Raw genomic sequence first — 13,628 nt, forward strand, 5'->3', positions numbered from 1 at the left:
AGCGGGAGTTGAACCCGAAGCCTTGACAGGGCATACCGTGGAACTCTCGACGAGAGGCGATGCGCAGGACCGGTTCACGGCACGCCGCTCCGACTGCTTCCTCTCGCTCGTCCGTGGTCCAGTGTGACGACGCAGGTATGCCGTCCGCCACCGAATTACGGTGCCCTCACCTCGCGCTGGACGCGTGGGGGGACTCAGCCGCGACGTTGGCAGTTGCCGCACCAGAAGAGGTTGCGACCTGCCACGAGCTGGGTGCGGATCCTCGAGCCGCACACGTGGCACGCCTCGCCCTGACGCTTGTAGACGTAGGAGTCGCGCGTCGTCAGGCGCACGTCCTCACCGGCCTCGAGCGCCTGCGCGACGGCGTCGACCTGCTCGTGGACGGTGACGATCCTGCGCGTCGCCACACCGAGGGGGAGCAGCGCGACGAGGTCCTCCCAGATGGCCCGCCACGTCTTGCGCTGCAGCTTGTTGCCGGGGCGAAAAGGGTTGACCCGCAACCGGAACAGCACCTCGCACCGATAGACGTTGCCCACCCCGGCCAGCACCGACTGGTCCATGAGCAGCTCGGCGATCGGCTTGCCCGACCGCTGGATCCGCCTCCACGCGAGCTCAGGGTCGGACCGGATGTCGCTGGCGCGCAACGGATCAGGGCCCAACCGCGCGAGGACCTCGTCGACCTTCTCCGGCGTCACGACGTCACACACCATGGGGCCGCGCAGGTCGGCGACATGGTCGTCCGTCGCGAAGCGGCACCGCACCTGACCGACAACCGGCAGCTCACCGGCATACGACGTCGTGTCGATCCTGAAGGAGCCGATCAGGCCAAGGTGCACCCACAGAATCCGGTCGCCCGTGAACTCGACGAAGAGGTGCTTGCCCCACGACGTCGCCTCGAGGACCTCGTGCCCGGTGACGAGCGCGGCGCCCTGCGCAAACCTGCCCTGCGGGCTCGTCACCGTCGGCGACGTCCCCCTGAAGGCGGTGTCGAGGTCGCGGGCGAGGGCAAAGAGGGTGTGGCCTTCGGGCATGCGCCCATCATCGGCCACGCCCAGACTGGGCGGCATACCGACCTGCGGTGGGGGTCAGGAGGCCTTCTTGGCAGCCTTCTTCGTGGTCGACTTCTTGGCTGCGGCCTTCTTGGTGGGCTTGGCCGCTGCCTTGGCTGCGGACTTCTTGGCGGCCGGCTTGGCGGGTGCTTCGCCGCGGGAGGCCTTGGCCTTCTCGACCGACTTCGCCAGGGCGGCCAGCAGGTCGACGACCTCGCCGGACTCCTCGGCCTCGGCGGCGGGCGCCCGGACCTCGCCACCCTCGACCTTGGCCTTGACGAGCGACTGGAGCGCGATGGCGTAGTCGTCCTCGTAGTCGTCGGCCTCGAAGTCACCGGCGAGCTGCTCGATGAGGAGCTTGGCCATCGCCATCTCCTTGTCGGTCGCGTCCTCGGCCTGCTCGACGCTCGCGAAGTCGGGCTTGCGGATCTCGTCGGGCCACAGCATCGTCTGCATGACGATGACGCCTTCGCGCACCCGCAGCACGGCCATCGTCATCCGGGTGCGGATCGAGACCGTGACCACGGCCATCCGGCCTTCGGACTCGAGCGCCTCGCGCAGCAGCACATAGGGCTTGGTCGCCGTCTTGTCGGGCTCGAGGTAGTAGCTCTTGTCGAGCAGCATCGGGTCGATCTGCTCCGTCGGCACGAACTTCTCGACGTTGATCTCCTTCGAGGACTTGCTCGGCAGGTCCTTGAAGTCCTCGTCGGTGAGGACGACCATGTCGCCGTCCTCGGTCTCGTAGCCCTTGGCGATGTCGTCGAACGCGACCTCCTCGCCGTCGATGCTGCAGGTCCGCTTGTACTTGATCCGGCCGCCGTCCTCGCGGTGCACCTGCCGGAACTGCACGTCATGATTCTCGGTCGCCGAGTAGAGCCGCACGGGGACGTTGACCAGCCCGAACGACACCGCGCCCTTCCAGATCGCACGCATGAATGCATCGTATGCCGCTCGGGGCCCGCGCGGCCGTGGTCGGCTGACTGTCGTCTGGGCCAACGACGAGGGGGCCCGGCTCTCGCCGGACCCCCTCGTCGTGCTCAGACCGATGCCTACTTGGGCTTGCCGTTGACCACCGTCACCGACGTGGTGAAGGTGTCAGAGGCGACGCGAGCGTCACCGGAGTAGGTGAGCTGGATCGACTTCGTTCCGCTCGAGACGAACGGTCCCAGGACGATGGTGGCCGTCCCGTTGGCGTTCAGGGTGACGGTCCTCGTCACTCCGTCGACCAGGACCGTGACCGTGCCGGTCGGCGTCACGTTCGAGGCCGCCGCCGTGATGGTGAGGGTCGTCGTGTCCTTGTTCTTCTGCAGGGTGGTGCGGCTGGCGGTTGCCGTGAGCGTCGAGACCGCCTTGACGACCGTGACACTGACCGTCGTGCTCGAGGGCAGGTACGAGCCGTCACCCGAGTAGGTCACGGTCAGCACGTGGGTGCCGGGCTCGAGGGACTTCGCCGCCAGGGGGACGGTGGCCGTCCCGCTGGAGAGCGCCGCCGAGCCGAGCTGGGTCGCGCCGCTCGAGACCGTCACCGTTCCGGTGGCGTCGGAGGGGGTCACGGTGGCCACGACCGACCCAGCCGCACCGTAGGTGATCTGGTCGGCCGTCGCGCTCACGCTCGACGCAGCCGGGCCCACGTTGATCCCGATGACCTCAGGGTTGTGGTCGGAGGACCGGTACGGGTTGGGGGCGTACAGGTCCGTGACGTTGGTGTTGAACCGGCTGTACTCGTAGTAGACGGACTCGTAGGAGTTGATGTCCCAGATGTCCACCGCGTTGACGTCCGCCGCGGCGGCCTCGTTGACGAGCACGTGGTCGAGCGAGCCGATCTGCCCGTCGAAGTTGTAGCTCTCCTCCGCGGGGTTGCTCGTCGACTCAAGGTGGTCGTACCCGGCTGCCTTGAGGACCTGGATCGGGTCCTCCTCGGTGTAGGCGTTGAAGTCGCCGGCGAGGAACATCCGGCTGATGCCGCGCTGCGTCTGGAAGTCGTTGGCGAAGTTCACCAGCGCGTTGGCCTGGAGGATCCGCCGGTCGTTGGCGTTGCCTTGACCGTTGGGGTCCGGGGTGCCGGAGCCCTTGGACTTGAAGTGGTTGACGATCACGCCGAAGGCCGAGGCATCCGGGGAACCGACCTTCTTGAACGCCTGGGCGACGGGCTCGCGGGCATCCGCGAACGCCTCGGTGCCGGAGGACTGGTCGGCCAGGACGACCGACTCACTGACGAGCGCGGCGTTGGCCGGCTTGTAGATGAAGCCGTTGCGGATGACGTCCTGCTCCGACAGGGGCGGCAGGACGCTGGCCGACGGCACGAAGGCCCACGTGCCGGCACCGGCGTCAGCGTTGAGCGCGTTGACGAGCTCGCCGATGGCGAAGTCACGGTTCTTGCCGAACTGCACCGAGTTCTCGAGCTCCTCGAGGGAGACGATGTCGGCGCCGACGGTGTTGATGGCCGCGACGATCTTGGCCCGCTGGCGGGCGAGGTTGGCCTCGTTCGCCGCTCCTCGGGGACCGTTGGGGTTGCAGCTGTTGACGGTGGTGCGGCCCGAGTCGCGGTCGGTGAAGAACGAGCACGTGCCGAGCCCGGACGAGACGAACTCCTCGCCGGTGGTCGGGAAGAAGTTGAGCACGTTGAACGTGGCCAGCTTGAGGTCCCCGCCGACGTTCTCGGGGGCCGCCGGACGGGTCTGCTCGATCTCCAGCGCTCCCGTGGGTGCGCCGACGACCTGGGCCTGGGGCTGGATCCGCCACGCGTTGAAGCCGTACGTGAAGACGACGGGCTTGGTGAACGTGATGCCCGCGCCCACCCGCATCGAGTGGGTCGGGGTCAGCCACGGGAACGGCTGCTCGTCGTTCTGGGTGGTCGAGTAGGTCAGGCTGGCAGCGTCGTCGAGGATGATCCGGTGCGCGTCGTTGTAGTTCTTGCGCGCGGTGACCTCAGCGGTCGCCTGGGCGTCGATGACCTCGGTCGGGGACACCAGGGGGACCGCACTGTTGGCGGCCACGCCCATCTCGCCGCGGTTCGCGGAGGAGTTGGTGCCGTTGCTGTAGTACGGGCCGCCGTCGTAGACGTCGGTGAGGGTCCACGGCGCGGTCGGCTGGAAGAGCTCGCCCTCGACGACCTCGCGAGCGGTGTCGAGCGCCGCCCCGGTGAGGCAGTCGGTGCCGGGCAGTGCGCAGTCGGTGCCGGGGACGACCGTCTTGGGGATCGCCGCGCCGAGGGAGGCCACAGGCTTCACCGAGGAGGCGATGAGCTGGGTGGTGGTGAAGAACTCGTCGACCTCGCCGGCGACCTCGACGGAGTCGCCGACCGCCGGGTAGGTGGCGAAGCCGCTGGTCCCGCCGTAGACGAAGATGCCGTCCGACGCGTTGGGGGTGTCCGCGCCAGCGGTCTGGATGTAGAAGCCGTTGAGACCACCCGTGGGGTAGCTCGCGGTCACGACGCCCGAGGTGACGAGGTTCTGGCCGTCGAAGGGGCTGGCGCTGCCGGTGCCCTGGATCTCGGCGATCGGGCGGAAGGCCGCGGCGTCGACGATGGTGAAGGTGAAGGTGACGTCGTCGGTGGCCGGGGTCGGCGCAGCGGAGTCGGTCACGGTCGCGGTCACGTTGTAGGTGCCGGCGGTGGTTGGCGTGCCGGACACGGCGCCGTTGGCGGCGACCGTGACACCCGAGGGCAGCCCCGTGGCGGACCAGGAGTACGGCGAGGTGCCGCCGGTTGCTGCCAGCGTGAAGCCGGAGATGGGGGACCCCACCTGGCCGGACTTGTCGCCCGGTGCGGTGGCCTCGAGGGGGGTGGCGACGCTCGTGGCCTTCGTCGGGGTCGGGACGGCCTCGCTGAAGTCGTTGTTGTTGTGGTCGGTGTCGGCGAAGGGCGCCGACCGCTGCGCGGAGGTGATGTTGGTCAGACCGGTGGTCGTCGCCACGGTCTCGTACGAGCCGGCAGCTCCGTAGCCCACCATGTCCACGAGCGCGGGGTTGCCGGCGAGGTTGCCCGTGCTCACCGTGGAGGCCGTCGTGGAGCTGACGAGCAGCACCTGTCCAGCGCCGCCCGCCATGGAGATCGTGCCGGTCGCGTCACCAGCAGGCATGGTCGCTGTTCCGGCGTTGGCCCCGGCCGCCTCGATGACGAGGTAGTGGCTCTTCGGCGGGATGGATCCAGTGAGCGGCGTGATCCCGGAGACGGAGGAACCGGTCGCGCTCCGGTACTGGACGGACCAGCCGGCGACGCTCACGGTCGAGTCGGTGGGGTTGTAGAGCTCGATGAAGTCGTTGCTGTAGGTCGGGTTGGTGCCGTTGCCACCGGCGCCGTAGACCTCGGAGATGACGATGTCGGGGCTGACGGCGTTCGCCGCCGTCATGGGGGCGAGCGGTGCGAGGAAGAGGCCGAGCAGAGCCGCGGCGATGCCTGTGCGACGGCCACGACCCCCTCTCGAAACCACAGCGGAGGGACGAAGCACGGGGATGACCTTTCGGCAGGGACGCGGGGAACACGGGGGTCACTGTGTTCCACAGCGATTGAGGGGGTCCCACCCTTGCGGTCTTTTCCCACAAGCGGATGAGCCGAGATCAAACTAAGGGCAACATCAACGAAACGTAATGGCGAGACTTGCCAAGAGCGGCGGCCGGGCGCCCCGGTCGAAAACCTCGGCATATCTGCAGGTCAGGCGGTGGCGCGTTCCTCGCGGATGCGGTCGAGGACGCGCTGAAGGTGACCATGGCCGCGCGTCTCGTAGCCGACGACGGAGATCCATGGCACGACCATGAGCACGATGACGCACACCCCGAGCGGCGCACCGACCAGGGCGAGCCCGACGCCGACCGCGATGACGACTCCGCTCACCACGAGCAGCAGGGTGTGCAACCCGTCGCGTCCGGGCAGCAGCAGGTGGGTGACCCAGTACGCCAGGCCTATGCACAGCGCGAGAGGGATCGCGATGGACAGGACCGTGCCCAGCAGCCCGATCGTCGTGCCGTTCGCGCGCTCGACGAAGTAGGCCGCCACGTGCAGTCCGGCCCCCACCGCCGCGATGGAGCCATAGAGCGCCAGATGGCAGAGCCCGAAGCGCATGCCGCGCTCCGGCTGCAGCGCGAGTGCCTCGCCCAGGGGCAGCCCGAAGTAGACCCACCAGAGCCCGAAGGCGATCGAGATGCCGGCGGCGATGACGAGCACGGCGTCCCAGGACCAGCCCTGGTGGTCGACGAGGGCCTGCACGGCGACCGTCGTGCCCAGCACGATCTCGCCCAGGCTGATGATCGCGAGCAGACCGAAGCGCTCAGCGATGTGATGTGGGTGCCAGGGCAGGGGCCGGCCCCGCTCCGAGGACCAGGCCGCACCCAGCTCCAGGGCGTAGAGGGCGACCAGCACGGGCAGCAGGACGAGCCACGGCAGGTGGGTGAGAGCGACGACGACCCATCCGCCCTGGGCCAGGAGGGTGATCCAGACGTAGCGGCGCAGGGTGACGCGGTGCGTCGGGTCGTCCTTCGACGCGCGCCACCACAGGGTGGCCATCGAGAGGCGCATCGTGACGTAGCCCGCCACCATGATCTGGTTGTGCAGCTCCCACGCCTCGAAGCTGTGGAAGAGCTGGGGCAGCCCCAGCGCGATGACGACGATGCCGACCATCTGCACGAGGGTCCCGAGCCGCATGAGCCAGTCGTCGGTGTCGTAGGCGGACGCGAACCACGTGTAGCTGATCCAGGCCCACACGATGGCGAAGCAGGAGAAGGCGAACGCCACGACCCCCTGCACCGGGTGGCCGAACGCGATGGCGTGCGCGAAGAGCCCACCGGACACGGAGAAGGCCACGACCACGGTGAGGTCGTAGAGCAGCTCGAGCGGCGTGGCGGCCCGCTCGGGCTCGTGGACGTCGCGACCGGTCATCCGACGCAGACCGTGGAGCAGCTGGGGGTGAGGATTGGTGGACGGCACGGCACTCAGGCTAGGACCTGGGTGCGTCAGGATGGGTTCATGCAGCCCATGCTCGCCGCCGTCGCCGACGGCATCCCGCGCGGCCCCGAGTGGGTGCACGAGGTCAAGTGGGACGGGATGCGGGTCCTCGCCGACGTGCGCGACGGGCGTCTTGTCCTGTCGAGCCGCACCGGCCGCGACGTGTCGGTGAGCTTCCCCGAGCTGGCCGGGCTCACCGACACCTATGACGACCTCCTGCTCGACGGCGAGGTCGTCGCCCTGGACGGCGGGCTCCCGTCCTTCGCAGCGCTCGCCGAGCGGATGCACGTCTCGTCCCCGCGCAAGGCTGCCCAGCTCGCGACGACGCGACCGGTGACCTTCATGGCGTTCGACCTGTTGCGGCTCTTCGGCTCCGACCTCACGACCCAGCCCTGGTCGGCCCGCCGCGAGCTGCTCGAGCGCCTCGAGCTGCACAGCTCGGCCTGGCAGGTCCCGCCGACCTATGACGACGGCGAGGAGCTCTTCGAGGCCACCCGCGACCAAGGGCTCGAGGGGGTCGTGAGCAAGAGGCGAACCTCCCTGTATGCCGCTGGCCGCCGCTCCGCGGACTGGCGCAAGTCGCCGCACCGCGCCACCCTCTCGGTCGTCATCGGCGGGTGGCGCCCCGAGGTGGGGACGACGAACAGGTTGGGCGCCGTCCTCGTCGGCACGCCCGACGGCAGCGGCGGTTGGGAGTATGCAGGGCGCGTCGGTGCCGGACTGGTCGGCACCGCGGGTGCCCGGATCAGCAGCCTGCTGGAACCGTTGTCGCGCAGTGCTTCTCCGTTCTCCAACCCCGTCCCGCGCGAGGACGCGTCCGGCGCGACCTGGGTGGAGCCCACCGTCGTCGTGGAGGTGCAGTCGCTGGGACGAGGGTCGACCGGCAAGCTGCGGCAACCGGCATACCTCGGGGTTCGCACCGATCTCACGCCCTCCGACCTGCACGAGGTGAGCGATGCCTGACAAGTACGTCCCCGAGATCACCCGCGTCGAGGTGGAGGGGCGCACCCTCAAGCTGTCGAGCCTGGGCAAGGTCATGTTCCCGTCGACGGAGACGACCAAGGGTGAGGTGCTCAACTACTTCGCCACGGTGGGGCCGATCCTGCTACAGCACATCGCTGCTCGCCCGGTGACGCGGGTGCGTTGGCCGCACGGGGTCTCGGACCAGAGCTTCTTCGAGAAGAACGTGCCGAGCGGTGCGCCCTCGTGGTTGCCGCGGGTGCAGATCGACGACGTGACCTACCCGCTCGTCGACGACCTGGCCCAGCTGACCTATCTGGTCAACCTCAACTCGCTCGAGGTGCACGTGCCGCAGTGGACGGTCACCGAGGACGGGGAGCGCGAGAACCCCAACCGGCTCGTCATCGACCTCGACCCGGGCCATCCGGCGGGACTGAAGGAGTGCGCTCAGGTCGCCGTGGTCCTGCGGGAGCGGCTCGAGGCGCTCGGGCTCGTGCTCTATCCGGTGACGTCGGGCAGCAAGGGGATGCAGCTCTACGCCCCGCTCGGCGGCGACCTCACGAGCGACCAGGTGCGGGACCTGGCCCAGCAGCTGGCGCAGGAGATGACCAAGAAGCACCCCGAGCTCGTGCTGTGGAAGATGACCAAGTCCCTGCGGCCGGGCAAGATCTTCCTCGACTGGAGCCAGAACGTCGCGGCGAAGACGACGATCAGCCCCTACTCACTGCGCGGCAGGGAGCTGCCCTGCGTCGCCGCCCCCCGGACGTGGGACGAGGTCGAGGCAGGGGCGGCCGGCAAGCGCTTCGAGCAGGTCATGTTCGACGACATGCTCGAGCGGCTGGAGACCCACGGGGACCTGCTCGAAAGCCTCCTCTGACCCCTCCCCGGTCAGCTCGAAGGCGTCTGATCCGGGGCTGGACTCGGCGGGACGCGAGTGGTGCCGCGAGCGGCAGACCCGATCAGGGCGCCTACCACGGAGGGCACCAGCACGAGCAGGACGAGGAAGACCATGGACGAGGCGTCGATGTCGGTGATGTAGTCCCCTCCGTCCCGCAGCTCCATGGCGGCGACGACGACGGCGACCGCCAGGAATGACACGAGGACCCACCGCAGCACCAGGGCGCCGAGTCCGATCGGCTGGCGGCGGGCGATCCCGTCGAGCAGCGACCAGGTGAAGCCCGCGCCCGCGAGCACGGCGAAGACCGCAAGGCCGGCCCCGATGTTGGCCCCGCCCTCCCCGTCGTCGAACGCGGTCATGACGAGGAAGGCGGCCGCAGCCGCAAGGCCGATCCCGAGCGCTCTGGCGATGACTGGCATGACTCCACGATGCCGCTCTGGGCGCTGCTCGACCATGGGGCGGCCTACTCAGATCTGGTGGGACAGTCGAGGGCAGCCGGCGCACTCGTGACATCCGGGGAGGGCAAAGATGAAGCAGCACGACCGCCGCTCGACTGCCGAGCCGAGTCCGTGCCCCGCGGCCCCCCGTGCCTCGCGCAGCGCCATCTCCCACAGGTCGTCGACCATGCCGAACCGCTGCAGGCTCGACATCTTGACACCGCCGTCATACGCGTCGGCGATCTCCTGACCCAGAACCCGGTATGCCGTCCGCGCACCGCGCAGACGGTCCTCCAGTTCTGGTGCGGCCGGGCTCACCGACAGGAAGCCGAGCCGTGCGGGATAGTGGCCGGGGGCCAGGTCGCAGGAGATGCGCGAGTCCTCAAGGGTGCCCAGGTCCACGACCCACGGGCCGGTGACCGCTGCAAATGCGGACAGCTGCGCAGGAATGCTCAGGAGGTGCTGGAGGACAAATGCCGAGGCGACCTGCGGAGGGGAGGCAACGGCATACAGGTTGTTGTTGGTCCGCGTGAGTTGTGCACGCCACTCGTCGGAATATGCAAATGCGCTGGTCAGTGGCCTGTCGAGATGGCGTCCACCGACAAAGGTGAGATATCCGTGACGTCGCGACATGAGGAAGGCGACGGCACCCGCATCGGGTGCCGTCGCCTCACTGGGATCTGTCGAGATCAGCGGTTGGCCTTGTCATAGGCCTCTTGCACCGTTGCCGGAATGCGGCCGCGCTCACTGATGTCGTGACCGTTCTCGCGGGCCCATTCACGGACGGCGGAGACATCCTTGCGACGTGCTCCCGTGCTTCGGGCCGCGGCCTTGCGACCACCCGAACGGCGAGCGTGACCGACCCACGGCGCCAACGCGTCGCGAAGCTTGCCCGCATTGGCGGCGTTGAGGTCGATCTCGTAGCTGACGCCGTCCAGCGCAAAAGTCACGGTCTCGTCGGCGTCGCTGTTGTCGAGGTCGTCGACGAGCAACACCTGCACACGCTGTGCCATCTGGAATTCCCTTCACAAGCCGAATATGTCGTGCAAAGGCTAACAGTCAGGAATTGTCCCCGGTGTCGTTGCGCTCTTCCTTTTCCCACTGGCTCTGCGCGAGGCGCTCGCGACGGTCGCCTTCCAAGATGCTCTTCATGAGGAAATAGAAGAGGGCAGCCACGATGATCGTGGGCAGGATGGCAGCGAGATAGGGCCAGGCGGCATCCCACATGATCAGGCCTCCGGCTTGAGGTGGGGGAAAAGAATGGTCTCGCGAATGTTGGCGCCGGTGAAGAGCATGACGAGTCGGTCGACGCCGAGCCCCAGTCCACCCATGGGCGGCGCGCCGTACTCGAGCGCCCGCAGGAAGTCCTCGTCGAGCTGCATCGCTTCGGGGTCGCCACCGGCCGCCCTGAGCGACTGGTCCTCGAGGACCTTGCGCTGGATGACCGGGTCGACGAGCTCCGAGAAGCCGGTGCCGCGCTCGACCCCGCCGATGATGACGTCCCAGGCCTCGATGAGCCCGGGCTTGCTGCGGTGCGGACGGGCCAGGGGCTGCGCGATGGCGGGGTAGTCGCACAGGAAGGTCGGCTGGAGCAGGCCCGGCTCGACCAGCTCGCCGAGGAGCTCGAGGAAGACCTTGTCCTTGTCCCAGGCCGGGTCGATCGGCACGTCGTGCTTCCGGGCATGCGCCCGCAGGGTCTCGAGGTCGGTGTCGAGGGTGACCGTCTCGCCCACGGCCTCGCTGACTCCGTCGTAGACCGGCAGCCAGCGCCAGTCGCCGTCGAGGTCGATCGTCCCCTTGTCGGTCTCGATCTGGCGCGAGCCGACGGCATCGGCAGCGGCGAGGTAGACGTCCTTGAGCAGCTGCGCGATCGTCGTCTGGTCGCCCCATGCCTGGTAGGCCTCGAGCATCGTGAACTCGGGTGAGTGCGTGGCGTCGACGCCTTCGTTGCGGAAGATCCGGCCCATCTCGTAGACCCGGTCGACGCCACCGACGACAGCCTTCTTCAGGTTGAGCTCGAGGGCGATGCGGAGCGTCATCTCCTGGTCGAAGGCGTTGAGGTGGGTCGTGAAGGGTCGCGCCGCCGCGCCGCCGTGGATGAGCTGGAGGATCGGGGTCTCGACCTCCAGATAGCCCTGGCGCTCGAGCTCGTGACGCATGGCGGTGTAGATCCGAGCCTTGGTCCGCACCATGTCGCGCGCCTCCTGGCGCACGACGAGATCGGCATAGCGCTGGCGCACCCGACTCTCCTCGGAGAGCTCCTTGTGCAGGACGGGCAGGGGACGCAACGCCTTGGACGCCATCGTCCAGCGGGTGGCCATGACGGAGAGCTCGCCGCGGCGGCTGCTGATGACGCGGCCGGTGACGGACACGTGGTCGCCGAGGTCGACGTCGGACTTCCAGGCGGCGAGCGAGCCCTCGCCCACCTCGGCCAGGCTGAGCATGACCTGGAGGCGGATGCCCTCGCCCTCCTGGAGAGTGGCGAACGCGAGCTTGCCGGTGTTGCGGACGAAGACGACGCGGCCGGCGACCGAGACCACGTCGTCGGTCTCCTGCCCGGTCTCGAGGTGTCCCCACTCCGAGCGCACCTCGGCGAGGCTGTGGGTCCGGTCGACCGAGACGGGGTATGCCGGCGTGCCGGCTTCCAACAGACGCTCACGCTTCTCGCGGCGGATGCGCTGCTGCTCGGACAGGTCGATCTCGGGGGCGTTGGTGCTGCTGGCCAGGGTGCCGACGGGGGTCTCACTCACGCGCTCAAGGGTACGAGGGTTCGCTGAGTGCTCGGACGTGACGTCCGCGACCTCCCATGCCGCAGGCAGTAGCTTGATCGCCGTGGAGCCGGAGCAGCGGGTGGGATGGATGGAGCAGCTGCCCGTGCGCCGCGTCCAGCAGAGCCCGTATGCCACCGTGCCGGACGCAGGCGCCTGGCCGGTGACGATCCCGGCCGTCGAGCAGGTGCTTCGCGACGGGCTCGACCTTGGCTCCTGCACGATCCTCGTCGGTGACAACGGGAGCGGGAAGTCGACGCTGATCGAAGCGATCGCGATGGCGTTCGGTCTGAACGCCGAGGGCGGCTCCACCGCCGCGCGGCACAGCACCCATGCCACAGAGTCAGCACTCTGGGAGTGGCTGCAGCTGTCGCGAGGACCGGGGGCGTCGAAGTGGGGCTACTTCGTGCGGGCCGAGACGATGCACGGTTTGATGACCTGGCTCGACACCAATCCCGGTGCACGACCCGAGCCGGTCTTCCACGCCCGCTCCCACGGAGAGTCGTTCGTCTCGTTGCTGTCGACGGGAAGGTTCGACGGGGATGGTTTCTTCGTGTGGGACGAGCCGGAGGCCGGCCTGTCGTTCCCGGCGCAGCTGCATCTCGTGGGCGAGCTGGCGGCGATGGCCGCGCGTCCGCGAGCCCAGGTCCTGCTCGCCACCCACTCGCCGATCCTCGCGTCGGTGCCGAGCGCGACGATCCTCCAGCTGTCCGAGTCGGGCATCGAGCAGGTCGAGTGGCAGGACCTCGAGGTGGTGAGCAACTATCGCCGGTTCCTCGACGCCCCCGACCGCTACCTGCGCCACGTCCTCGACTGAGCCAGGAGTCGTTTCCCCGACGGCGGGACCAGCACACCTTCTCCGCTCGCGCTGTGCATTGCTGCGCTGCAGCGCAGCAATGCTGGCTCTGCTGTGGTGGGGCGCAGCAATGCTGGCTCTGCTGTGGTGGGGCGCAGCAATGTTGGCTCTGCTGCGCTGGGGCGCAGCAGAGCACAGCGCGAACTGGGCACATGCGGGACACCAGGGCTTGGTGCAGTCGCTCACGGAGCCGGTCGGGTGGAGCCTTGACCGCTCCCGCCAGCCTCAGGAGTCGTGCGGGGCACGGCTCGCCGTCCTGCAGCCTCGGCCAAGACCTCCACCTGGGTGCGGCGACGAAAGGATGTCTGTGAAGCTTTGGGCGAGGGCTCGCCCCGGTGTCGGGTCCAGTTGCACGTCGACGAGGTGTTCTCCGCGCACAGCTCGAGATGAGCAGGAAACCGTCGGTCTGCTCGGTCAAGGACGTGCTCGGCCGGGTCGTCCATGTCGGCCCACCGATCGGCAGCCGGATCGGTCAGGACCACCTCGAAGCCCAAGACCTTCAGGATCGCCACCACTTCCTCAAACCCCTCGGACACCGCGCCGTTCTCCCAACGACCTACCTTGGCCCGGTCCCACGAGAGCGCCTCGGCCAACGCCCTTTGGCTGAGTCCCAACCGACGCCGCGCCAAGCGCATCGCCGCACCCACTGCCTCACCGTCGACGCCCGTAGCTCCAGGCCCGTACCCGTCCATCACGACATTCGAGGACACAACGGTGGTGCG

At 68.6% G+C, this 13,628-nt stretch carries 13 protein-coding genes; 3 read left to right on the forward strand and 10 right to left on the reverse strand.

Annotation, left to right across the window (positions count from 1 at the left end; all coding sequences use genetic code 11):
* Positions 1 to 194: 194 nt before the first annotated feature.
* The 4 genes from ACFQW8_RS08255 to ACFQW8_RS08270 form a co-directional block, all read right to left on the reverse strand.
* A complete protein-coding gene (locus tag ACFQW8_RS08255; protein WP_380086513.1) occupies positions 195 to 1,031 on the reverse strand; it encodes an Fpg/Nei family DNA glycosylase in 837 nt (278 codons plus the stop codon).
* A 54-nt stretch (positions 1,032 to 1,085) separates the two neighbouring features.
* Positions 1,086 to 1,982 carry a non-homologous end joining protein Ku gene (ku, locus tag ACFQW8_RS08260; RefSeq protein WP_380086514.1) on the reverse strand — a complete coding sequence of 299 codons (897 nt, stop codon included), beginning with the start codon at positions 1,980 to 1,982 and terminating at the stop codon, positions 1,086 to 1,088.
* Between the two features lie 116 nt (positions 1,983 to 2,098).
* The gene (locus ACFQW8_RS08265) at positions 2,099 to 5,497 is read right to left on the reverse strand and encodes an ExeM/NucH family extracellular endonuclease (protein ID WP_380086515.1); all 3,399 of its coding nucleotides are present in this window, start codon (positions 5,495 to 5,497) and stop codon (positions 2,099 to 2,101) included.
* Between the two features lie 203 nt (positions 5,498 to 5,700).
* The gene (locus tag ACFQW8_RS08270; protein WP_380086516.1) at positions 5,701 to 6,969 is read right to left on the reverse strand and encodes a low temperature requirement protein A; all 1,269 of its coding nucleotides are present in this window, start codon (positions 6,967 to 6,969) and stop codon (positions 5,701 to 5,703) included.
* A gap of 39 nt (positions 6,970 to 7,008) precedes the next feature.
* Here ACFQW8_RS08270 and ligD (ACFQW8_RS08275) point away from each other — a divergent pair, with 39 nt between their 5' ends.
* Both ligD (ACFQW8_RS08275) and ligD (ACFQW8_RS08280) read left to right on the forward strand, forming a co-directional pair.
* A complete protein-coding gene (ligD, locus tag ACFQW8_RS08275; protein WP_380086517.1) occupies positions 7,009 to 7,950 on the forward strand; it encodes a non-homologous end-joining DNA ligase in 942 nt (313 codons plus the stop codon).
* Complete coding sequence (gene ligD, locus ACFQW8_RS08280; RefSeq protein WP_380086518.1) at positions 7,943 to 8,824, forward strand: non-homologous end-joining DNA ligase; 882 nt, start codon at positions 7,943 to 7,945, stop codon at positions 8,822 to 8,824. Before ligD (ACFQW8_RS08275) ends, ligD (ACFQW8_RS08280) begins: the two co-directional genes overlap by 8 nt.
* Before the next feature lie 11 nt (positions 8,825 to 8,835).
* On the opposite strand, the gene ACFQW8_RS08285 is transcribed toward ligD (ACFQW8_RS08280), so the two are convergent.
* The 5 genes from ACFQW8_RS08285 to lysS form a co-directional block, all read right to left on the reverse strand.
* Complete coding sequence (locus ACFQW8_RS08285) at positions 8,836 to 9,264, reverse strand: hypothetical protein (RefSeq protein ID WP_380086519.1); 429 nt, start codon at positions 9,262 to 9,264, stop codon at positions 8,836 to 8,838.
* 48 nt (positions 9,265 to 9,312) lie between these two features.
* Positions 9,313 to 9,684 (reverse strand): (2Fe-2S)-binding protein, encoded by a 372-nt coding sequence (locus tag ACFQW8_RS08290; protein WP_380086520.1) that lies wholly within the window; start codon positions 9,682 to 9,684, stop codon positions 9,313 to 9,315.
* Positions 9,685 to 9,971: 287 nt separating this feature from the next.
* The gene (locus ACFQW8_RS08295) at positions 9,972 to 10,295 is read right to left on the reverse strand and encodes a histone-like nucleoid-structuring protein Lsr2 (RefSeq protein WP_380086521.1); all 324 of its coding nucleotides are present in this window, start codon (positions 10,293 to 10,295) and stop codon (positions 9,972 to 9,974) included.
* Positions 10,296 to 10,341: 46 nt separating this feature from the next.
* A complete protein-coding gene (locus tag ACFQW8_RS08300) occupies positions 10,342 to 10,509 on the reverse strand; it encodes a lysyl-tRNA synthetase (RefSeq protein WP_380086522.1) in 168 nt (55 codons plus the stop codon).
* 2 nt (positions 10,510 to 10,511) lie between these two features.
* Positions 10,512 to 12,032 (reverse strand): lysine--tRNA ligase, encoded by a 1,521-nt coding sequence (gene lysS, locus ACFQW8_RS08305; protein WP_380086523.1) that lies wholly within the window; start codon positions 12,030 to 12,032, stop codon positions 10,512 to 10,514.
* Between the two features lie 82 nt (positions 12,033 to 12,114).
* On the opposite strand from lysS, the gene ACFQW8_RS08310 reads away from it, so the two are divergent.
* Positions 12,115 to 12,867 (forward strand): AAA family ATPase, encoded by a 753-nt coding sequence (locus tag ACFQW8_RS08310; RefSeq protein WP_380086525.1) that lies wholly within the window; start codon positions 12,115 to 12,117, stop codon positions 12,865 to 12,867.
* A gap of 221 nt (positions 12,868 to 13,088) precedes the next feature.
* Here the strand turns inward: ACFQW8_RS08310 and ACFQW8_RS08315 are convergent, their stop codons facing one another.
* Positions 13,089 to 13,598, reverse strand: coding sequence for a helix-turn-helix domain-containing protein (locus ACFQW8_RS08315; RefSeq protein ID WP_380086526.1), 510 nt, complete (start codon positions 13,596 to 13,598; stop codon positions 13,089 to 13,091).
* Between the last annotated feature and the right edge of the window lie 30 nt (positions 13,599 to 13,628).

The sequence above is a fragment of the Knoellia altitudinis genome, assembly GCF_042666355.1.
In the GTDB taxonomy this organism is placed as follows: Bacteria; Actinomycetota; Actinomycetes; order Actinomycetales; family Dermatophilaceae; genus Knoellia; species Knoellia altitudinis.

What these genes read in the sequence shown, in the direction of transcription:
- ACFQW8_RS08295 (WP_380086521.1), bottom strand. Translation starts at nt 10,295, where the DNA reads ATGGCACAGCGTGTGCAGGTGTTGCTCGTCGACGACCTCGACAACAGC.
- ku (WP_380086514.1), bottom strand. Translation starts at nt 1,982, where the DNA reads ATGCGTGCGATCTGGAAGGGCGCGGTGTCGTTCGGGCTGGTCAACGTC.
- ligD (WP_380086517.1), top strand. Translation starts at nt 7,009, where the DNA reads ATGCAGCCCATGCTCGCCGCCGTCGCCGACGGCATCCCGCGCGGCCCC.
- ACFQW8_RS08255 (WP_380086513.1), bottom strand. Translation starts at nt 1,031, where the DNA reads ATGCCCGAAGGCCACACCCTCTTTGCCCTCGCCCGCGACCTCGACACC.
- ACFQW8_RS08300 (WP_380086522.1), bottom strand. Translation starts at nt 10,509, where the DNA reads ATGTGGGATGCCGCCTGGCCCTATCTCGCTGCCATCCTGCCCACGATC.
- ACFQW8_RS08315 (WP_380086526.1), bottom strand. Translation starts at nt 13,598, where the DNA reads ATGGACGGGTACGGGCCTGGAGCTACGGGCGTCGACGGTGAGGCAGTG.
- ACFQW8_RS08285 (WP_380086519.1), bottom strand. Translation starts at nt 9,264, where the DNA reads ATGCCAGTCATCGCCAGAGCGCTCGGGATCGGCCTTGCGGCTGCGGCC.
- ligD (WP_380086518.1), top strand. Translation starts at nt 7,943, where the DNA reads ATGCCTGACAAGTACGTCCCCGAGATCACCCGCGTCGAGGTGGAGGGG.